This is a genomic window from Pseudomonas sp. NFACC51, assembly GCF_900103575.1.
Taxonomy (GTDB): Bacteria; Pseudomonadota; Gammaproteobacteria; order Pseudomonadales; family Pseudomonadaceae; genus Aquipseudomonas; species Aquipseudomonas fluorescens_Q.
The window spans coordinates 128,951-149,405 of record NZ_FMXH01000013.1 but is presented as its reverse complement, the minus strand read 5'-3'; the positions used below and the strand labels follow the sequence as shown (position 1 = coordinate 149,405).

Here is a 20,455-nt window from a genome sequence, read left to right as displayed (position 1 = left end):
GAACAAGGCTCCCTGATGAAAATCCGTCTGTTGATTCTCCTTGGTCTCACCGTCCTGGCCTCCCAGGCTCATGCCTCCAGCCCGGACGCCTGGGCCACCCACGATAAAGCCGTGCTGGCCAGTTGCATCAAGGCCAGCAGCTTGAAGAGCGCTGAGCCGGTAGGTAGCGCCGCTCAATTCGACGACCGGGTCGGCTACACCGCGCTATTGCTGCAAGGCCAATATCCGCAGGAACACATGAAAGGGGCGATCGGCACCGAGTTGTGCCTCTACCGCAAAAAAACCAAAACCGCCTACGTGACCGAGTGGGACTCGATCCACCCTGCCGCTACCGACCGGTGAGTGGCGCATAACTTGCTTCGCACGGTCCATCACGGCGTTTTTCTGTCGCCGTCCCCAGCTTTCTGCGACCGGGCGCTCAATGAACACAACGTTTTCCTGTGTAGGGTGCGGCAAATGCTGCACCGATCACCACGTCCCCCTGACCCTCGACGAGGCCCGGATGTGGGCGGACGACGGCGGCCAGGTGATTGTCCTGGTGGAAGCCTTCCTGCCCAATGGCCTCGGCCTGCCGGCAGGGCAACGCGAGCATGCCGAACGCCGCTCGGCGGTGGTCCGTAGCGGCACAAGCGACGCGCTGGTGGCGATCACGCTCGCCGCTTATAACGTGGGTCGTTGCCATAATCTGGACGACGAAAACCTGTGCCGCATCTATGAGCGCAGACCCTTGGTGTGCCGCATCTATCCCATGGAAATCAACCCACACATCCCGCTCAATCCCGCCGCCAAGGATTGCCCACCGGAGTCGTGGGGAACGGGGCCGCAGTTGATACTTGGCGGTGAATTGGTGGACCAGGAACTGGCCCGGTTGATCGAGCGTTCACGCCAGGCCGATCGTGAGGAAATCGCGATCAAGGAGCGCATCTGCATGTCCCTGGGTATCCACACGACGGCGTTGAAGGGCGACGGATTCACGGCCTACCTGCCGAACATGGCTGCGTTTGCCGCCGCCATCGATCAAGCCCGCTCTCGGCCGTTGGACCAAGCGGCTGGCGAATGGCAGTTCCACCTGTCCGGCGAGGATGTGGCCAACCAGGTCTCGGCCAGCGGCGCGCGGGTGGTCACTGAAGCACCGGTCACCTACGCGTTCATTTCCCTGCGAGCCGCCTGAGTCTGTAAAGATCCCCCAGAGGACTGGCGGCGCTGCGATTACACCCTCCCCTCTCGCCTAACCCGCGCCAGGAATGTTAGCGTGCTTGGTATTCCCTGCAGATGAGCCTTGCACGATGAAAAAAACCGTACTTGCCTTCAGCCGTATCACGCCCCCCATGATCGAACGCCTGCGCCAGGACTTCGACGTGATCGTCCCCAACCCGTCGAACGGCGACATCAACGCGCAGTTCAACGAAGCCTTGCCTCACGTCCACGGGCTGATCGGTGTCGGTCGCAAGCTCGGCCGCGAGCAACTGCAGAGCGCCACGAACCTACAAGTGGTCTCCAGCGTGTCGGTGGGCTACGACAACTATGACCTGGCCTACTTCAATGAACGCGGGATCATGCTCACCAACACCCCCGACGTGCTCACCGAAAGTACCGCCGACCTGGCCTTCGCCCTGCTGATGAGCAGCGCCCGGCGCGTGGCCGAACTGGACGCCTGGACCAAGGCTGGCCAATGGCAGGCGACAGTCGGTCCGCAACTGTTCGGCAGCGATGTACATGGCAAGACCCTGGGTATCGTCGGCATGGGCAATATCGGCGCGGCCATTGCCCGGCGTGGCCGACTTGGATTCAACATGCCAATCCTCTACAGCGGCAACAGTCGCAAGACTGAACTGGAAAACCAACTGGGCGCACAGTTTCGCGAATTGGATCAGTTGCTGGCCGAAGCGGACTTCGTCTGCCTCGTCGTACCGTTGAGCGAAAAGACCCGCCACCTTATCGGTCAGCGTGAACTGGGCCTGATGAAGCCGAGTGCCATCCTGGTCAACATTTCCCGGGGCCCTGTGGTGGATGAACCGGCGCTGATCGAAGCCCTGCAGAACAATCGCATCCGCGGTGCCGGGCTGGATGTCTACGAGAAAGAACCGCTGGCCGAATCACCGCTGTTCCAGTTGAGAAACGCCGTCACCCTGCCCCACATCGGCTCGGCCACCCACGAAACCCGTGCCGCCATGGCCGATCTTGCTGTGGATAACCTGCGCAGTGCATTGCTGGGCGAGCGACCGCAGAACCTGGTCAACCCGCAGGTCTGGAAATAAACTTTCCGCAAAAGCCCCCCTGGGGGAAACACCGTGGCGAGGGGATTTATCCCCGTTGGGCTGCGGAGCAGCCCTGATCCGGCTGATGTGGTCGACCTGACTCACCGAGCTGTCAGGGTTTGGGGCTGCTCCGCAGCCCAGCGGGGATAAATCCCCTCGCCACAGCAAGCTCCCTCGCCACGGGGTTATCGCCAGGCGTTCTGTCTCAGCGGGCACCCAGCGCGACATTCGTCGCCACCGGCCGCGGCTTGCGGAACACCAGCACGTTCCCCAGCATCACCAGGACCAACCCGACCAGCGCCGGCGCGGTCCACTGATACCCTTCGGCAAACGCCGAGACATTCAACGCCACCACCGGGAACAACACGGTGCAATACGCCGCCCGCTCCGGGCCCATGCGTCCCACCAGCGTCAGATAGGCCGTAAAGCCGATCACCGAACCTGGGATCACCAAGTACAACAGCGAGCCGATGTAGCGTGTGCTCCATTCCATGTCGAACGGGATGCCTTTGAACGCACACCACACCGCCAGCATCGCCGCGCCATAGGCCATGCCCCAGGCGTTGGTGGTCAACGGCTTGAGGCCCGCCTTCTGCTGTAGGCTCGACAGCATGTTGCCTGCCGAGAAACACAAGGTGCCCAGCAACGCCAGCGCCAAGCCAAGCAAGGTTTGCGGGCTTGCGCTATGGCCGGCCAGTTCCGGCCAGAAGAGCAGCGCCAGCCCCAGCAGCCCCAGGGCGCCCCCCAATAGCACGTTACGGGCAATCCGCTGACCGAAGAACACGCGGGCATTGAGGGCGTTCCAGAGCGTGGCGGTGGAAAACACCACAGCGACCAACCCGCTGGGAATCCACTGGCTGGCGGTCAGGAAGCACATGAAATTAATGCAGAACAGACACAGGCCCTGGGCAACGCAAATCAAATGACCGCGCCGATTCATCACCTGCAAGCGCCGGCTGAGCAAGAGCATCGCAAACAGGATCAGGGCCGCAAGGCCGAAGCGATAGACAATCGACACGGGAATGGCGACGACGCCCAACTGCAATTTCAGGGCAATCCAGGTGGTGCCCCAGATGAGCACGGTAAGCAGGTACAACGAGAGGTTCATGGTGACGGCTCCTGACAATGACGCTCAGTGTCCCGCTGCCATTGACCCGGCGCTTGCGTAAACTTGCGGTTTTGTCGGCTGACAGGCTGGCACGGATCGACCGACAGAGTAGGATGCAAGCGTTGGAGAACCGATCATGTCCACACTGCAAACCCTACAAGTCTTTCAAGCCCTCAACAGCTCGCCCAATGCTCGCCTGGAGCACAGCGCCGAGCTCGGGGACGGCATGGCGGCCGCTTTGTGGAGCAACCACCACGACGCCCGGGACTACGAGGCGCCAACGCACCATACGCTGTCGTGCTACATCGCTGGCGGCACCGGTACGTTTCGCCGCGAGCGGCCCGACACCACGGGGGCACCGGACAAACTCTGCATCCTGCCGGCCGGGCATGAATCGGCCTGGGTCATCAACGGCGACATTCGCCTCGCCCACCTGTATTTCAGTGCTGAACAATTTGCCCTTGGTTGCGTCACACTGCTGGACCGCGAACCCCGGCAGGTGCAACTGCACGAAGAGACCTTCCTCGACGACCCGCGACAGGCACAGCGTTTTCGCCAGTTGATCGCGCTGAACTGGGACGAACCCGGTGAACGCCTGCTGACCACCAGCCTGGCCCATGACTTGCTCAATCACCTGCTGCTCAGCCAGGTGGGCCAACGCCAGGGACTTCGCCTCAAAGGCGGCCTGGCCGCTCATCAGCGGCGGTTGCTGGTGGATTACGTCGACAGCCACTTGGCCGATACCATCAGCCTCGGCCAATTGGCGGCGTTGTGTGCGTTGTCCGAATACCACTTCGCGCGGATGTTCCGCGAGAGCTTCGGGCTGCCTCCTCATCAATATGTGCTGGCCAGACGCTTGACCTGCGCGCGGCATTTACTGCGCACCACCTCACAACCGCTGGGCGACGTGGCGCTGGCCTGCGGATTTGCCAGCGCCAGCCACTTCACCAATCGTTTTCGCCAGACCTTGGGGGCAAGCCCCGGGGAATATCGACAGGCATTCTTGCGCTAGGCACCACCGCGCTCCGGTCAAATGAAACAACCAGGCACTGATCCCGATTGCCGTAGCCACTGCCGCGCCCCTACAATGCGAACAATTCTTGTTCTCTAGCACAGCTCAGCGCTGTCGGGATGTTCCTCGTTGCCGCCTGCACACACCGTCGAAGTGCTCTACAACGCCCATCACAGTTGGCTCAACAGCTGGTTGCGAAGAAAACTCGGCTGCCCCGACAGTGCCGCCGACCTGACGCAGGACACGTTCATGCGCGTACTGACGACGCGCGATCCGCAGCCTGTCCTGGAACCCCGCGCGTTCCTTACGACTATTGCCAAGCGCGTACTGTTCAACCATTACCGCCGCCAGGACCTGGAGCGCGCCTACCTCGACACCCTCGCCCAACTGCCGGAGCAGGTGGCGCCGTCGGAGGAAGAACGGGCAATCATCCTGCAAACCCTGACGGAACTGGACCAACTGCTCGATGGGTTGCCGCGAGCGGTCAAGCAGGCGTTTCTGCTGGCCCAGGTCGATGGCCTGACCTACAACGAAATCGCCCGTGAACTGGGGATTTCCCTGGCAACGGTCAAGCGCCATCTGAACAAGGCAGCGATGCGCTGCTACTTTGCTTTATGACCCCGTCGATCAATGGCGCACCTGACGTCAGCGCCCAAGTCGCCGAGCAGGCCGTGCACTGGCTCCTGGAAATACAGCAAGGTCCACTCGACACCCGCCAGCAGCAAGCCTGGGAGCAATGGCTCGATGCCCATAGCGAACATCGCCGCGCCTGGGAACATATCCAACGGGTCAATCAACGGCTGCGTAGCGTATCCCCTGCGTTAGCCCATGCGGCCCTCAATGCACCGAAGTCCGCCATGCGGCGGCGGGCACTCAAGACGTTGCTGGTACTGGGGGCCGGCTCAACGTTGGCCTGGGGCCTGCGTGAGCGCCAATGGCTGCCACCCTTGATGGCCGATTTCCGCAGCCCGGTGGGCGAACGGCGTCGCCTGATGCTGGATGACGGCAGCCAGTTGCAGCTCAACAGCGGCAGCGCGGTCGACGTTCGCTTCGACGCTCAACGTCGCTTGATCCGCCTGCTGGAGGGTGAACTGTTGTTGACTGCGGCCCGGGACCCCAGGCCCCTGTACGTACTGACCGCCCATGGCCGGCTGGAAAGCCGCAACGCCCGGTTCAACGTACGTGAATATCCGGAACACACCCAAGTGGCGGTGTTTGACGGCGAGGTGGACATTCGCAGCCGAAACGGCCCGTCGTCGTTGCTGGGCACATCACGGCAACTGAGCCTTGGCATCAACGGCGCCGGGCCCGCCACGGCGCTGGATGCCAACAGCGGTGCCTGGACGGAAGGCATGCTGATAGCCGCGCACATGCGCCTGGCGGACTTTCTCGACGAACTCGGCCGGTATCGCCGCGGCCAATTGCGCTGCGACGAGGCGGTCGCCAACCTGTTGATCTCCGGAACTTATCCGCTGGACAACAGCGAACGAATCCTCGATCTGCTGGAGGTCAGCCTGCCGGTAAACGTACGCCGCTTTACTCGCTATTGGGTCTCGGTCGAGGCTCGCGCTTGAACCATGATCGTCTTGCCAGAAAAAAACACGCAACCGTGAGCCGTTTTCCCGGACTCGGGTGACAGAGAAGGAAAGCCACTTCGATACAACCTTCTCGGGATCCTCATCCATGCCGCAGCAACCTACCCGCCTCACCCCGCTCGCCCGTACCGTGCGTCAATGGCTCCTGGGGGCCAGCTTGAGTTTCGTCGCACTGCCTTGTGTACAGGCTGCAGATGCCAAGGCCTATCACATCGCGCCGTCGTCACTGGAAAATGCCCTCAATCAGTTCGGGCGGGAGGCCGGGGTGTTGATTTCCTTCGGCTCGCAGACGACCGCTGGTCTGCAGAGTCGTGGCCTGGAAGGCAGCTACAGCCCAGAGCAAGGGCTCAGTGCGCTGCTCGAAGGCACAGGCCTGCAAGCCCGGCCCGAGGGAGATAATGCCTTCAGCCTGCAGCCGGACTCCACCACCGCGCTGGACATCGGCACCACCACCGTGGTCGGAGACTGGCTCGGCGACGCCGCGCAGGCCAATGTCTTCGAACACCCCGGCGCCCGTGACGTTATCCGCCGTGAAACGTTCGAACGCCAGGGTGCGACGCAGGCGCGGGATGTGCTCAATCGCATTCCCGGCGTCAATGCACCGGAAAACAATGGCACCGGCAGCCATGACATGGCGCTGAACTTCGGTATTCGCGGGCTCAACCCTCGCCTGGCTTCACGCTCCACGGTGCTGATGGACGGCATCCCGGTGCCTTTCGCACCTTACGGCCAACCGCAGCTATCGTTCGCGCCGGTCAGCATGGGTAACATGGACGCGGTAGATGTCGTGCGCGGCGGCGGCGCGGTGCGCTACGGCCCACAGAACGTCGGCGGCGTGGTCAACTTCGTGACGCGGGCGATTCCCGATGCACCCACGATAAAAGGGGGCTTGCAGACCGAGACGAGCCCGTCCTCCAGCCATGACGGCTTCAAGACCTCCTCCAATCTGCTGGCCGGCGGCACCGCCGACAACGGCTTGGGCGGTGCCCTGCTGTATTCCGGCACCCGCGGCGGCGACTGGCGCGAACATAGCGACACACAAATCGATGACCTGATCCTCAAGGGCAACTACCAGTTGGACGAGGCCAACAGTTTCAATGCCATGGCCCAGTATTACGAAGGCGAGGCCGACATGCCCGGCGGCCTGAATGTGGCCGACTACGATGCCGACCCGTATCAATCCACGCGTCCGAACGACCGTTTCTGGGGCCGTCGCACCCTGGTCAATGTCGGCTACCGCTACCAACAGGACCGCCGGGAATTCACCGCCAGCACGTTCTTCACCAAGACCTTGCGCAGCGGCTACCTGGACCAAGGCACCTTCCTGTCCCTGTCACCCCGTGAATATTGGGTACGCGGCCTGGAAACCCGTTTCGCCCAGGGTTTCGACCTCGGCCCGACCAGCCACGAGGTTGGCATCGGCTATCGCTACATCAACGAGGCCGGCCACGAACTGCGATACCGCACGCCGATCGCCAGCAACGAATTGCCGACAACCTCCAGCCGCAACGACCGTGATACGCGCGGGGGCACCGAGGCCAATGCATTTTTCATCGATGACCGGATCGACATCGGAAAATGGACCATCACGCCGGGTGTTCGCTACGAAATGATCGAATCCCAGCAGACCAACAACCTGACGAATGTGAAGTACAAGGGCGACTACAACACGGCCTTGCCGGCATTGAACGTGCTGTATCACCTGACCGATGAGTGGAATCTGTATGCCAACACCGAAGGCTCGTTCGGCAGTGTGCAGTACAGCCAGATGCCCAACCGTGTCAGCAGCGGCGAAGTGAAACCGGAAAAGGCCCGCACCTGGGAGCTTGGCACCCGCTATGACGATGGCAACCTGCGGGCGGAGATCGGCGCGTTCCTGATCAACTTCGACAACCAGTATGAAAGCAATCAGACCAACGATTCGGTGATCGCCCGAGGCGAGACTCGCCACCAAGGCATCGAAACCAGCATCAACTACGCCCTTGATGGCCTGAGCCCTGCACTGGCCGGTTTCGACGTGTATGCCACGTATGCCTTCGTCGATGCCACCATTCGTGAAGACGGACCGAACAAAGGCAACCGCGTGCCATTCTCTTCGAAGCACAAAGGCACACTGGGCGTGGGTTATACGGACGGGCCGTGGAAGCTGAACCTGGACAGCACCTATCAGAGCGCGCAGTTTGCCGACAACGCCAACACCCGGGCTGAAAGCGCCGACGGCAGTACCGGCAATATCCCCGGCTACATGCTGTTCAGCAGCCGCGCTGCCTATGATTTCGGCCCGCAACTGTCGGACCTGAACGTGGCGGTGGGCGTGAAGAACATCTTCAATACCCAATACTTCACCCGCTCGTTCGACGACAACAACCGAGGCAAGTACGTGGGGGAACCGCGCACGGTGTATGTGCAGACGTCCGTGGCGTTTTGATTCGGGGCTACGGTGAACCGCTGAAACAAGACGGGCCTGCGATTGCAGGCCCGTTCGGTGAGTGACTTCAAGCGATCGGGCTCAGCCGTTGAGGGCGGCCCGTTCGTTCTCCAGGAATTCTTCTTCCAATAGCGCATCGGCCAAGGCAACGGATTCGGTCGGTGTCGCAACGGCGGCGCGCTTGCCGCGCAGTTTGCCGAACAAATGCTCCAGGGCATTTTCAAGTTTGGCGGCCGCGCCTTCGATCGCCAGTTCCAGCGATTCGGCCTTGTGCGTCACGGAAATTGGCTGATGACCCTTCGGCCGTGCTTCAAGCTGGCAACGCAGGTCATGGGGACCCGGCTTGTCGCCGTTCTCGTCTCGCAAATGAACCTCAACCCGTGTCAGGTCCTCTTCATAACGTTCGAGCGTGCTTTCGATGGTAGTACGTACCCACTCCTCCAGTCGGATGCTGCTTTGAATATGGTTATCGCTATTGACTTGGATTTGCATAGTTCATCCCTTATTTCAGCTAGCTCGCCGGGGGCCGTCGACGTTGATGCAACGGCCCCTTGAATACAGAGTCGGGCTGGCGGAAGAACAATTCAACCCCTAAAAAAAGATAAATATTCATACGCAAATAAAGCCAGACAACAGGCAAAAGCGCTGTTAATGTCGGGAGTTGCCCCTGCCCTGCCTACCCACCGTAAATCGCCTCCCCACCTGCACCGTCAGCGAACATCCGCGCGTTATTGCCCCGAAACGGGCAGCGACCACAGCCGCATTCCAGAGCGTTCGGCGCCCAGGCTCCGTGATCATTGTCCGACAGTTTTTCCGGCATGCCACTTGCTAACTCCCTGTAGGAGCTGTCGCAGGCTGCGATCTTTTGATCCTGAGGCCTGCCTGGCCCCTGGAATCTTGAGCTGAACACGATCATGGAATGGCCGGTGGTCCGGCGTTGCGAACTAATCCCGATCATGGCCGGTCAACAACTGCACGTTCAATCAGGCGGTGACGCATCATGGACAACCCTTTTCAGATCATTACCGACGCCTTTGCGCCGCATTATCAAATCAACCTGAGCATTCAGGGCCTGGACGGCAGCATCATGCTGACCCTGTCCAAGAGCGGGCGCATCGTCGCCAAACGCATGATCAGCGCCCTGCAGCGCAACGACCCGGAGCGTCTCAAGCGCCTGGTGCAAAGCATTCAGTTCGGCATCGCCATTGAGCAGGGCCACAGCGCCGTGGCCATCCTCGAAGCCATGACCGGCGGTGACAGCATCAAGCTGCCACCACCGCACGCACAGGGGCCGGCGCCCTCTGCCGCCGGGATCTAGATTTCTCCTTTCTCCACCTCGGCATGTTCGCTGGAACCCGCGCCGACCTTGCGGTGCGGGTGCTCGATCTTCACCGAGGGGAACTGCGACGAAGCGTAGCGCACCACCAGGATCGCAAACGCCAGCAGCAGGATGCCACCGCACAAGTAGATGATCCCCAGGTCTGGCGGGCTGTGATGGGAAACGTTGGAAATCAGCAGCCGCGTCAGCGCCGTGATCGCCACGTAGATCAAAAACCGCACCGGCATGTGGTTGGTCTTGAAGTAGATCCCGACCATCGCCCCCAATTCCAGATAGATGAACAGCAGCAGGATGTCATCGATCTTGATGTGTCCTGCTTCGATCATCTGCAAGAATTCCATCACCGCCGCCCACGCGGTCACCGCACCAATGGCGAACAGGGCCAGGTAATGGAAGGTCTCGACGAACAGGTTCCCCAGGGACTCGGCCAGTTGATGGACGTTCTGGCGCAGGGTCTCGGCCCAGTTGATTTTCACGATGTAGTTTCCTTAGGTCGACTCGACCGGATGATGCGGGTTGGACGTGACGGTTGTTCTGCATGCAGAAAAAAGGCCAGCGACTGAAGGTGAGATGGCGATAGGCTGGTATCCGGCACTTTTGGGAGCTTCATTCGCCGTATCGCGAGCAAGCTCCCACACCAGCTTTGCTCCCACAAGCTTTGCCCTCACATGCCGAAACCGGTCTACATTAAAAAGCCACTATCCAAAGCAACAGGATTCGCTTATTCTTTTGCCTGTATATAAATACAGTAGTCACAAAGACAACCAATGTGAAGGCATGTGAGGTGGTGAATGGCCGTCGAAGTGGTATACCGCAGCAGCCGAGATCTGGAGCGCTTGTTCATGGATAAAGCCGAAGCTGACCGTCATGACAAAATGCTGGAACTCGCCGAATTGCTGGCAGAAGTGTTGCAAAAAGCCGTTCCATCGCTGAGCGAGCAACAGGTCGAGGAAGCCGGGATCTACATGGCGAAGAATCGTGATGTGTTCGCCAAGGCGTTCAAGAGCCAGCCGGACGCCTTGTCCGAACTGCTCAATCCGTCGAACGAATAACTAAAAAGATCGCAGCCTTCGGCAGCTCACACAGGGAATACACCGTGCGGGAGCTGCCGAAGGCTGCGATCTTTTCAGTAATAACGGCGCGGATCCGAATCGATCAGGCTCGCCAGCTTGGTCAGGGCGAAACGCAGTTCGTCCTGGCTGGTGGGGGACATCAACACCAGCCGTACACAGCGAGTGGTGCCTGAGCGCTCAGCCTGGAACTGGGTGCCGCTGAGCACCAATACGCCGTTGGCCCGGGCGAGCATGGTGAACTCATCGCTGGTCCATGGCTCCGGCAGCGTCAACCAGACGTGATAGGAATATGGCTGGGTCTTGAGCTCGAAATTGGCAAAGATTTCCCGGGCGATCGCTTGTCGCCCCGCCGCCTCGTTGCGCTGGATGCGAATCAGTTTCTTGTCCAGGCCTTCGGTAATCACATTGCTGGCCAACTGCGCGGTCAATGGCGACGGCATCCAGACGCTGCTGCGCACCATCGAGGTCAGGCGCGACAGCAGTTTTGGCGGGCTGTAGATATAACCGACGCGAAGCGCCGGCATGACCGATTTCGACAGGCTGGTCAGGTACACCGAACGGTCCGGCGCAAAGGCCGACAGCGGCTTGATCGACGGATCGGTGGCCAGGAAGCCATAGATATCATCGTCCAGGATGATGAAGTCGAATTCCTCGGCAAGCGCGGCGATCTGGGCCCGGCGCTTCTGCGACATGATCGCCGCCGTCGGATTCTGGCAAGTCGCCACGCAGACCAGCATCGCCGGCTTCTCTCGCAGGCACAGCTCGCGCAACGCTTCGGGAATGATGCCTTCGTCATCCATTGGCACGCCACGCAGGCGACGCTCAAGACCGTGGGCCAGGGAAATGATGCCCGGGTAGCAAAGCGCTTCGCAGAGCACCAGGTCACCGGCGTTGGTCAGGGCGCTCATCGCCACCATCAAGCCATGCTGGGCCCCTGCCGTAATCACCACTTGCTGCCATTGCGCGTCGGGCAATGAATGACGCAACCATTGCGCCCCCGCCTCGCGATGCGCCGGGTGACCGCCATCCGGTGCGTAATCCAGTGCGCGAGCGAAATCGGTGCTCTTGGCCATGCCCACCAGGGCGCCACGCAACCAGTACTCCAGGGTTTCGCTGTAGGGCTTGATGATCGAAAGATCGAGCAGTTCGGATTGCCCCAGGTTCAGTGGCGCGGCGGCACTGTTGCTGGCCGGCAGCTCCAGCTGCTTCTGGTTGAGCACGTAAGTGCCACGCCCCACCTCCCCCTGCACCAACCGACGCCGATGGGCCTCGCTATAGGCCCGACTGATGGTGCCCGGCGTGACATTCAAGGTGGTGGCCAACTCCCGCAAGGTCGGCAGGCGATCGCCCTCGTTCAGCACGCCGTTGTTGATATCGCGCGCCAACGCATCGGCAATCGACAAATACATCGGTTGGCTGAACTCGCTTAGCTGGGGAACCCACATGAATGATCACTGCCCATCGTAGAAATGATGAATATCCGAGCATATCACATGGAGGTTAGGCAACTAATAATTCGACACAATCGACACATTGAATCGATTGATACGATTATTGAATCGTTTTTCAATGCGACATGAAGAAAAATTTATTAGAAATAATATTATTTAAAATCAAATAGTTAATTAATAAAAATCGCAAAAATAGCCTGTCATGGCAGAAAAATATCTCGTAACAATCCCGCCCCCTATTGAATCAACTCAATTCATTCAAATACACTGATCCAGAATCGAAGCAATCGACTCAATCATTCACTGCGCGCTCCTGTCGCGCCAAGTCGAGACATCATGGACACATTCAGAAAGGATCTATCTCTGTCGGCGATGATCGCGGGCTTCATCGCCGTGATCATTTCCTACGCAGGCCCACTCATCATCGTGTTCCAGGCAGCCAAGGAAGCGCACCTGCCCAATGACGTGGTGTCTTCATGGATCTGGGCCATTTCCATTGGCAGCGGGATTACCGGCCTGTTCCTGAGCTGGCGCCTGCGTGTTCCGGTCATCACCGCGTGGTCGACACCGGGTGCAGCGTTACTGGTGTCGATGCTGCCCACCGTGACCCTGCCCCAGGCCATCGGTGCCTATGTGGTGGCGTCGATGATCATCGCGTTGGTCGGCCTGTCCGGTGCGTTCGACAAACTGATGAGCCGCCTGCCCAAGGCCATTGCCGCCGCCATGCTCGCCGGGATCCTGTTCCGCTTCGGCGCCGAGCTGTTCACGTCGATCAAACTGCAGCCGGCGCTGGTGTTGGCGATGATCGCGGCGTACCTGATCTTCAAGCGCTTTTCGCCACGCTACGCGATCCTGTCGGTGCTGATCGTCGGTTGCGCGGTGGCCGCCTCGTTCGGTGAACTCAACAGCACCTCGATCACCATCGCCGTGGCCCAACCGGTCTTCATCGCCCCTGAATGGAACTGGCATGCAATCATCAACATCGGCCTGCCCCTGGCGCTGGTGACCTTGACCGGCCAGTACGTGCCAGGCATGGCGGTATTGCGCACCTCTGGCTACAACACGCCAGCACGCTCGATCATTTCGGTCACCGCGATTGGCTCGATCCTGATGGCCCCGTTCGGTTCCCACGGTTTGAACCTGGCGGCCATTACCGCAGCGATCTGCACCGGCCGCGAAGCCCACGAAGACCGCGACAAACGCTACATGGCCGGGATCGCCTGCGGGGTGTTCTACATTCTGATGGGGACCTTTGGCGCCACCCTGGCCTCGGTGTTCTCCGCACTGCCGAAAGAATTGATCGCTTCCCTCGCCGGTCTCGCCTTGTTCGGCGCGATCAGTGCCGGGCTGACCGGCGCCATGGCTGACGAGAAACAACGCGAAGCGGCACTGATCACCTTCCTGGTAACGGCTTCGGGCATGAGTTTCCTCGGCCTGGCCGCCGCGTTCTGGGGCTTGATCTTCGGCCTCGTGGCGCACTTCGTGCTGACCTACACCCGCGAACGCAAAGCCGCCGTTATTGCCGAGGGCAGCCGACCATGACCACTCGTTACGACTTCATTGTGGTGGGTGGCGGCATCGCCGGCGTGTCTGCCGCTTATGAATTGGCAGCCCATGGCAGCGTCTGCCTGCTCGAACAGGAACAGCAACTGGCCTATCACACCACGGGGCGTTCAGCCGCGATCTCGATGGAAAGCTACGGCAACCAACAGATCCGCTCACTGACCTGCGCATCCCGGCGCTTTTTCGAGAACCCGCCCGAGGGCCTGGCCGAGCATCCGCTATGGTCGCCCCGGGGCGCGCTGATCGTGGCCCAGGCGGCACGGGTGGACAAACTCAAAGCGCGTTTCAGCGCCGTCCTGGGGCAAGTGCCCACGGCCGAGCTGCTCGACGACAAGCAAGTGCAGGAGCTGGTCCCCTACCTCGCCGAAGGCGCCTGGAGCGCCGGGATCTACGAGCCCAGCGCCTTCGATCTGGATGTGCATGGCATCCACGGCGCCTACCTCGGTGGGCTGCGGGCCCGTGGTGGCGTGATCAAGCGCGAGACCGAAGTGCTGCGTGGCGAACATCGCGACGGGCACTGGCGCTTGCACACCCAGGACGGACAGCAATTGCAAGCAGCCATCGTGGTCAACGCCGCTGGTGCCTGGGCCGACGAATTCGCCGAGCGCTGCGGCGTGCCCAAGGTCGGTGTCCGACCATTGCGGCGCACCGTACTGGCGGTCGATCCACAGTGCGACGTGCACCACACGCCCTACCTGGGCACGGTCGACGAGGACATTTTCATCAAGCCTGAAGCCGGGCGGCTGATCGTCTCCCCCTGCGATGAAAGCCCTTCGTTGCCCTGCGACGCACTGCCGGAAGAGCTTGACCTGGCCATCACCATGGATCGTCTGCAAAACACCACGCGCCTGCGTCCGCGCTCGATCATCAACAAATGGGCGGGCCTGCGAACCTTCGTCGCCGACCGCTCGCCGGTGCTCGGCCAGGACCCACAGCAAGAGCATTTTATCTGGCTCGCCGCCCTCGGTGGCTACGGCATCCAGGCTGCGCCCGCCATTGCACGCCTGTGCAGCCATGCGGCGCTGGGCATCGCCATGCCGGACGACCTGGCGGCGCTGCAGCTCAACTATCAGCATTTTTCCCCGGCCCGTTGCCGCGATGAGGAATTTTCCAGCCAGGCCGTCAAGCAGGTTGCCGATTTGCACTAACCCCCATCCCACTTAACAAGGAACGTCACTATGCAAACCACCGCTCAAATCCAGCCCGCCGCCAAACCTTTCCTGGGCGAAGAGAACGTCATTTTCACCGACAAGGCGCCATTGCCGCTGGGTACCTATTCCCAGGGCATCAAGGTCAGCCACGGGCAGACCATCTACCTGTCGGCACAGACCCCGGTCTCGGCGCTGAACAACGAAGTGCTGGCCAAGGATTTCGAAGGCCAACTGCGCCAGACCCTCGACAACCTGGTGCAAATGGCCGAAGCGGCAGGTGGCACCCTGGCGAACGTGGTCAAGGTCACGGCGTTCATCACTGACTTGAGTGAGTTCCCGACCCTCAACCGCGTCATGGAAGAGTACTTCACCAAGCCCTACCCGGCCCGCACCACCGCGGGCGCCAGTGCACTGGCACGCAACACCCTGGTTGCCATCGACGCCATCATGGTGATCTGAAACACCTTCTGTCAGCGGAGTGCCCGTCGGTCTGGTGAGCTGGACCGACGTTGGCAAGGAAAGCACCAGCACAGCGTACTTTCGGAGGGTGACATGAAAAATTCGTACAGAGAGTATGTATTGCAGTGCCTGGTTTGCGATCGAAGCTACCAGCCCCATGAGGTCAGCTATTACTGCCCTCATTGCAAAGTCGATGGTGCCCTGGACGCGCTTTACGATTACCCGGCACTCAAGCGCGAATGGTCCCGGGACAGCCTGGCCCATGACCACGCCCGTGGCATGTGGCGCTATGACCGCTTGATGCCGTTGAGCTCGACGCAGTTCATTCCACCGTTACTGGTGGGTAACACGCCGCTGTACTCGCGCCCGGAATTGCTCGGCAAGGGCGCCCGGATCAAAGTCTTCGTAAAAGACGAATCGCGGCAACCGACCGGGTCGTTGAAGGATCGCGCCAGCGCCCTGGCGGTGGCCCACGCCCTGCAATCCGGTGCACGCACCGTGGCAGTGGCCAGCACCGGCAATGCCGCTTCGGCATTGGCCGGGATGAGCGCCAGCCTGGGCTTGCACAACGTCATTTACCTGCCCAAGAGCGCGCCCCGCGAAAAGCTCGCGCAGATGCAGGGCTACGGCGCCGAGATCGTGCTGGTCGACGGGCAATATGACGAAGCCTTCGAACAATGTCTCAACGCCTGCCAAGAGCACGGCTGGTACAACCGCACCACCGGGATCAACTCGTACATGAGCGAAGGCAAGAAGACCGTCGCCTTCGAGATGTGCGAACAACTCCACTGGCAAGTGCCGGACCTGGTGTTCGTGCCCGTCGGCAACGGCTGCATCCTGGGCTCGGTCTACAAAGGCTTTTTCGACTTGCTGCAATTGGGCTGGATCGAACGCATCCCTCGCCTGATCGGCGTGCAGGCCGAGCACAGCAACTTCATGTACCGCGCCTGGCGCAACGACCGCTCGATGCAGAAAACCGAGCGCCGCCCCCCCACCAGCCTGGCCAGCAGCATCAATGTGGCGCTGCCGCGTGATCGCCTCAAGGCCATGCGTGCGGTCACCGCCAGCGGCGGTGAGTTCATCTGTGTCAGCGATCCGAGCATTGTCACCGCCGCCTCGAGATTGGCCGCCAGCACCGGCGTGTTTCCAGAAGCCGGCGCCGCCAGTGCCTTCGCCGGTCTGCTCAAGTACGCCGAAACACACCCCGACACACCGCAAACCGCCGTGATCCTGATCACCGGCAGCGGTTTGAAAGACACCTCCATTTTTCTATCCGACTCGACCAAAAGCCAGCCACGGGTGTTGCCGCATCACGTGACTGCGCCGCTGGCCGAGGCGCTTATCTAGGGAATCGCACCATGAGCCTGCAAAATTTCGACCCCACCCTTGCCCGCCTGATCGACCGCGAGCGCAACCGCCAGGAAACCCACCTGGAGCTGATCGCTTCGGAAAACTATGTCAGCGAGGAAGTGCTCCAGGCCCAGGGTTCCGTGCTCACCAACAAATACGCCGAAGGCTATCCGGGCAAGCGTTACTACGGCGGCTGCAAGGTCGTCGATGAAATCGAGAACCTGGCCATCGAACGCGCTCGCAAGCTGTTCAACTGCGAATACGTCAACGTGCAGCCGCACTCCGGCTCCCAAGCCAACCAGGCGGTTTTCCTGGCGGTACTTGAACCCGGCGATACCATCCTGGGCATGTCCCTGGCCCATGGCGGCCACCTGACCCACGGCGCCTCGGTGAATTTTTCCGGCAAGATCTACCGGGCATTTTCCTATGGCCTGGACACGGAAACCGAAACCCTCGACTACGAAGAAATGGAAGCCCTGGCCAGGGAACACCGGCCGAAGATGATCATCGCCGGGGCCTCGGCCTATTCCCGGACCATCGACTTCCAGCGCTTTCGCAAGATCTGCGATGAAATCGGTGCCTACCTGATGGTGGACATGGCGCACTACGCCGGCTTGATCGCCGCGGGCGTCTATCCGTCGCCGGTTGGCATCGCCGACTTCATCACCTCCACCACCCACAAGACCTTGCGCGGCCCGCGCGGCGGCCTGATTCTGGCCAAGGCGCAATATGGTGCCCTGCTCGACAAGACGATTTTCCCGGTGTACCAGGGCGGCCCGCTGATGCACGTCATCGCCGCCAAGGCCGTGGCGTTCAACGAAGCCTTGGGCGACGGGTTCAAGCATTACCAGCAGCGGGTGATCGACAACGCCCGCGTCATGGCCGACGTCCTGACCCGACGCGGCTTGCGGGTGGTGTCCGGCGGTACCGATTGCCACATGTTCCTGCTCGATCTGCGCTCGATGAACATCACCGGCAAAGACGCCGAAGCGTTGCTGGAAAGCGCCCATATCACCTTGAATAAAAACGCGATCCCCAACGATCCGCAGAAACCGGCCATCACCAGCGGCATTCGCATCGGCACGCCGGCGCTGACCACCCGTGGCTTTGGTGAAGCGGAATGTGCCGAAGTCGCGAACTTGATCGCCGACCTGCTGGAACAGCCGGACAACGCAGCACGCCTGGACAACACCCGGCGTCGAGTGATGCATTTGTGCGAATGCTTTCCGGTGTATCTGTTGAGGTAAGCCAACACCCGTCGCTTAAGCGCAATGCAATAGAGGCGAGCACAAACCGTGGCGAGGGAGCTTGCTCCCGCTGGGCTGCGAAGCGGCCCCATTGGATCACTGCGACCGTTCAGGCAGACCGCGCCAGCCGGTTTTACGACGGCTGCGCCGCCGAGCGGGAGCAAGCTCCCTCGCCACAGGGTTGGTGTTTTGTTGGCGGGAATAGTCAGTCTGGGAGCACCAGAAAAAACCTGTGGGAGCGAGCTTGCTCGCTCCCACAATTGGCTTTTCAGCGGTACAACAAACGCTCCGCCAGCTCATCGGCCACCCGGGCCGGTGAGCGCTTCTCCGCCTGGGCATGGGCAAAGACTTCCGTGAGCCGGGCACCGATCTTCGACAAGTGCGCGGTGATCGTCGACAGCTCTTCGCCGCGATGTTTCAGGGCGACGTAGATCAGGCCACCAGAGTTGATCACATAGTCCGGCGCATAGAGGATTCCACGTCTTTCCAACTGGTCGGCCACTTGCAGGTTACTCAACTGATTATGGGCCGAGCCGGCAACGGCCGAGCAGCGCAGTTGTGCCACGCTTTGGCTGTTGAGCACCCCACCCAGCCCGCAAGGAGCAAGGATGTCGCAGGGCGTGCTGAGCAGCGCGTCGTTGGCGATCGGATGGGCGCCGAGTTGCTCCATCGCCAATTGCACCTTGCCTGGGTCAATGTCGCTAACCAGCAGCTCGGCACCTGCGGCGTGCAGTTGTTCGGCCAGGGCATAACCGACGTTGCCCAGGCCCTGGATCGCCACCCGCAGGCTTTCGAGGTTATCGCTGCCCAGGCGGGCCATGGCGGTGGCACGAATACCGGCAAAAACCCCCATTGCCGCGTGGGGCGCGGGGTCTCCCGAGGCGGTGGTGCTGGTGACATGGCGAGTCTGCTGGGCGATGCAATCCATGTCGGCCACCGACGTGCCGCTGTCGATGGCCGTGATATAGCGACCGTCCAACTGCTCGATACAACGACCAAAGGCTTCGAACAACGCTGCCCGACTCTCGACATGGGCGGGGCGCATGATTACCGCCACCCCGCCGCCCACGGGCAAGCCGGCCAGCGCCGCCTTGTAACTCATGCCTTGGGCCAGGCGTACGGCATCGGCCACGGCACTTTCGTCGTCGGGGTAGGCAAGATAACGACACCCCCCCAGGGCGGGCCCCGGACGACTGCAATGAATGGCAATCACCGCCTTCAACCCGGTTGCCGGGTCTACGCTTAGGTGCAGCGATTCAAGGCGGGAGCTTTGCATGAGAGCAAACATCGAAAGGCTCCCGAATCACTTTTGTTTGTTTCGCCAGTATAGGCGCGCAGTCGAAATTTGCTGGAGCACGCAGGAATAAGTCGCCACGGTGCTCAGTCTTTTTCGGTATAACCTGTCATAGCCTCTGTCCGAGACTGGACGAAAATCCACGGCAGGGCTAAAACGGGAGCGTAGCCCGGAGAGTTCGATGAAACCGCGCCAAGCCTTTTTTGATTGTCTGCACCGCTCCCCACCGGCGCTGTTCGAAGCGGCGCTGTGGATCGCCGCCGAACATGATCGCGAGGTCGACGTACCGGCCTTGCTGAAGGATTTCAAGGAGCTGCAACAGCGGGTCAGCCATGGCCTGCCGATGCTGCCTGTCAGCGAACTGGGCCAGCCCTTGCTGCGACGGCTCAATGACTTGGGCTTCGCCCAGGACGACTTCACGCCTCTGCGACCACGAGCGGCGTTGCTGGACAAAGTCCTGGCACGCAAACGCGGGCAGCCCCTGGCTCTCGGGCTGATTGCCCTGGAACTGGCCCGAGGCCTGGAAATTCCGATGGTCGGTGTCAATTTCCCCGGGCATTTCCTGTTGAAGGTACCCGGCGCCGATCACCTGCTCGATCCGTGCGGCGGCCGTCGGTTGTACCCCAATGACTGTCGGGAACTGCTACAGCGCCAATACGGCGCGAACATGCAGCTCAAGGCTGAACACCTGGTCAATGCCGAGCCGATGCAGATGCTGCAGCGCCTGTCGCGCAACCTGCGTCAACTGCATCTGGCGAACGACGATTACATCGCCGCCTTGATCGACGCCGAACGGGTACTGGAACTGGGCAACGCCAGCGCCGCCGACTACCTGGCCCGCGCCAGCCTGTACCAGCGACTCGATTGCCCCAACGCCGAGCGCTTCGACCTGGAACATGCCCTGATGCTCAGCGACGATCCGATCCAGCGAATCCGACTGACGGAGCGGCTGGGGCATTTGCCGCCGAATTCGGTTGTGCACTGAGCCGGGGACTTTGTTCAGGAGCGATGACGGCCCTGTGGCGAGGGAGCTTGCTCCCGCTCGGTTGCGCAGCAACCGCCGAAAAGCTTGGGGACGCTTCGCGTCCCAGCGGGAGCAAGCTCCCTCGCCACAGGGGATCACCTGG

General features: G+C 61.1%; 20 protein-coding genes. 15 read left to right on the top strand and 5 right to left on the bottom strand.

Annotated features, from left to right (window positions below; translation table 11 throughout):
• Positions 1–15 precede the first annotated feature (15 nt).
• The 3 genes from BLT00_RS23330 to BLT00_RS23320 all read left to right on the top strand — a co-directional run bounded on the left by BLT00_RS23330 (position 16) and on the right by BLT00_RS23320 (position 2,258).
• Entirely contained in the window at positions 16–342 is a 327-nt protein-coding gene (locus BLT00_RS23330; protein WP_072344311.1) for a hypothetical protein, read from the top strand.
• A gap of 79 nt (positions 343–421) precedes the next feature.
• Positions 422–1,171 (top strand): YkgJ family cysteine cluster protein, encoded by a 750-nt coding sequence (locus tag BLT00_RS23325; protein ID WP_092149439.1) that lies wholly within the window; start codon positions 422–424, stop codon positions 1,169–1,171.
• A gap of 115 nt (positions 1,172–1,286) precedes the next feature.
• Positions 1,287–2,258 carry a 2-hydroxyacid dehydrogenase gene (locus tag BLT00_RS23320; protein ID WP_092149436.1) on the top strand — a complete coding sequence of 324 codons (972 nt, stop codon included), beginning with the start codon at positions 1,287–1,289 and terminating at the stop codon, positions 2,256–2,258.
• Between the two features lie 205 nt (positions 2,259–2,463).
• Here BLT00_RS23320 and BLT00_RS23315 read toward each other — a convergent pair whose 3' ends face one another.
• Entirely contained in the window at positions 2,464–3,366 is a 903-nt protein-coding gene (locus tag BLT00_RS23315; protein ID WP_072344318.1) for a DMT family transporter, read from the bottom strand.
• A gap of 136 nt (positions 3,367–3,502) precedes the next feature.
• Here BLT00_RS23315 and BLT00_RS23310 point away from each other — a divergent pair, with 136 nt between their 5' ends.
• The 4 genes from BLT00_RS23310 to fecA all read left to right on the top strand — a co-directional run bounded on the left by BLT00_RS23310 (position 3,503) and on the right by fecA (position 8,401).
• The gene (locus BLT00_RS23310) at positions 3,503–4,378 is read left to right on the top strand and encodes a helix-turn-helix domain-containing protein (RefSeq protein ID WP_092149433.1); all 876 of its coding nucleotides are present in this window, start codon (positions 3,503–3,505) and stop codon (positions 4,376–4,378) included.
• A 129-nt stretch (positions 4,379–4,507) separates the two neighbouring features.
• Positions 4,508–4,996 (top strand): sigma-70 family RNA polymerase sigma factor, encoded by a 489-nt coding sequence (locus tag BLT00_RS23305; RefSeq protein WP_092149430.1) that lies wholly within the window; start codon positions 4,508–4,510, stop codon positions 4,994–4,996.
• Positions 4,993–5,952 (top strand): FecR domain-containing protein, encoded by a 960-nt coding sequence (locus tag BLT00_RS23300; protein ID WP_092149427.1) that lies wholly within the window; start codon positions 4,993–4,995, stop codon positions 5,950–5,952. Before BLT00_RS23305 ends, BLT00_RS23300 begins: the two co-directional genes overlap by 4 nt.
• Positions 5,953–6,061: 109 nt before the next feature.
• Positions 6,062–8,401 carry a TonB-dependent Fe(3+) dicitrate receptor FecA gene (gene fecA / locus BLT00_RS23295; protein ID WP_092149424.1) on the top strand — a complete coding sequence of 780 codons (2,340 nt, stop codon included), beginning with the start codon at positions 6,062–6,064 and terminating at the stop codon, positions 8,399–8,401.
• An 81-nt stretch (positions 8,402–8,482) separates the two neighbouring features.
• On the opposite strand, the gene BLT00_RS23290 is transcribed toward fecA, so the two are convergent.
• Positions 8,483–8,893 carry an HPF/RaiA family ribosome-associated protein gene (locus BLT00_RS23290; RefSeq protein WP_092149421.1) on the bottom strand — a complete coding sequence of 137 codons (411 nt, stop codon included), beginning with the start codon at positions 8,891–8,893 and terminating at the stop codon, positions 8,483–8,485.
• A 508-nt stretch (positions 8,894–9,401) separates the two neighbouring features.
• On the opposite strand from BLT00_RS23290, the gene BLT00_RS23285 reads away from it, so the two are divergent.
• Positions 9,402–9,719: a DUF3509 domain-containing protein gene (locus BLT00_RS23285; protein ID WP_063324449.1), complete on the top strand. Its 318-nt coding sequence runs from the start codon at positions 9,402–9,404 to the stop codon at positions 9,717–9,719.
• Here BLT00_RS23285 and BLT00_RS23280 read toward each other — a convergent pair.
• Positions 9,716–10,216 (bottom strand): phosphate-starvation-inducible protein PsiE, encoded by a 501-nt coding sequence (locus BLT00_RS23280; RefSeq protein WP_063324448.1) that lies wholly within the window; start codon positions 10,214–10,216, stop codon positions 9,716–9,718. The two genes, BLT00_RS23285 and BLT00_RS23280, sit on opposite strands and share 4 nt — an antisense overlap.
• Positions 10,217–10,531: 315 nt before the next feature.
• On the opposite strand from BLT00_RS23280, the gene BLT00_RS23275 reads away from it, so the two are divergent.
• Positions 10,532–10,792: a YebG family protein gene (locus BLT00_RS23275; protein WP_063324447.1), complete on the top strand. Its 261-nt coding sequence runs from the start codon at positions 10,532–10,534 to the stop codon at positions 10,790–10,792.
• Positions 10,793–10,866: 74 nt separating this feature from the next.
• On the opposite strand, the gene BLT00_RS23270 is transcribed toward BLT00_RS23275, so the two are convergent.
• The gene (locus BLT00_RS23270) at positions 10,867–12,258 is read right to left on the bottom strand and encodes an aminotransferase-like domain-containing protein (protein ID WP_058543599.1); all 1,392 of its coding nucleotides are present in this window, start codon (positions 12,256–12,258) and stop codon (positions 10,867–10,869) included.
• Between the two features lie 342 nt (positions 12,259–12,600).
• Between BLT00_RS23270 and BLT00_RS23265 the strand changes: the two genes are divergently transcribed.
• The 5 genes from BLT00_RS23265 (at position 12,601) to glyA (ending at position 18,034) form a co-directional block, all read left to right on the top strand.
• Positions 12,601–13,806 carry a benzoate/H(+) symporter BenE family transporter gene (locus tag BLT00_RS23265; protein WP_092149418.1) on the top strand — a complete coding sequence of 402 codons (1,206 nt, stop codon included), beginning with the start codon at positions 12,601–12,603 and terminating at the stop codon, positions 13,804–13,806.
• Positions 13,803–14,975, top strand: coding sequence for an NAD(P)/FAD-dependent oxidoreductase (locus BLT00_RS23260; protein ID WP_092149415.1), 1,173 nt, complete (start codon positions 13,803–13,805; stop codon positions 14,973–14,975). The genes BLT00_RS23265 and BLT00_RS23260 overlap by 4 nt, the downstream gene beginning before the upstream one ends.
• A 30-nt stretch (positions 14,976–15,005) precedes the next feature.
• Positions 15,006–15,437 carry a Rid family detoxifying hydrolase gene (locus tag BLT00_RS23255; protein WP_003205417.1) on the top strand — a complete coding sequence of 144 codons (432 nt, stop codon included), beginning with the start codon at positions 15,006–15,008 and terminating at the stop codon, positions 15,435–15,437.
• Positions 15,438–15,530: 93 nt separating this feature from the next.
• Positions 15,531–16,784: a threonine synthase gene (gene thrC / locus BLT00_RS23250; RefSeq protein WP_092149412.1), complete on the top strand. Its 1,254-nt coding sequence runs from the start codon at positions 15,531–15,533 to the stop codon at positions 16,782–16,784.
• Positions 16,785–16,795: 11 nt separating this feature from the next.
• The gene (gene glyA / locus BLT00_RS23245) at positions 16,796–18,034 is read left to right on the top strand and encodes a serine hydroxymethyltransferase (protein WP_063324443.1); all 1,239 of its coding nucleotides are present in this window, start codon (positions 16,796–16,798) and stop codon (positions 18,032–18,034) included.
• A 268-nt stretch (positions 18,035–18,302) separates the two neighbouring features.
• Here the strand turns inward: glyA and BLT00_RS23240 are convergent, their stop codons facing one another.
• Positions 18,303–19,322, bottom strand: a complete 1,020-nt coding sequence (locus tag BLT00_RS23240; RefSeq protein ID WP_003205422.1) for a Glu/Leu/Phe/Val dehydrogenase family protein — start codon at positions 19,320–19,322, stop codon at positions 18,303–18,305.
• Positions 19,323–19,509: 187 nt separating this feature from the next.
• Between BLT00_RS23240 and BLT00_RS23235 the strand changes: the two genes are divergently transcribed.
• Positions 19,510–20,313 carry a SirB1 family protein gene (locus BLT00_RS23235; protein ID WP_063324442.1) on the top strand — a complete coding sequence of 268 codons (804 nt, stop codon included), beginning with the start codon at positions 19,510–19,512 and terminating at the stop codon, positions 20,311–20,313.
• Positions 20,314–20,455: the final 142 nt, after the last annotated feature.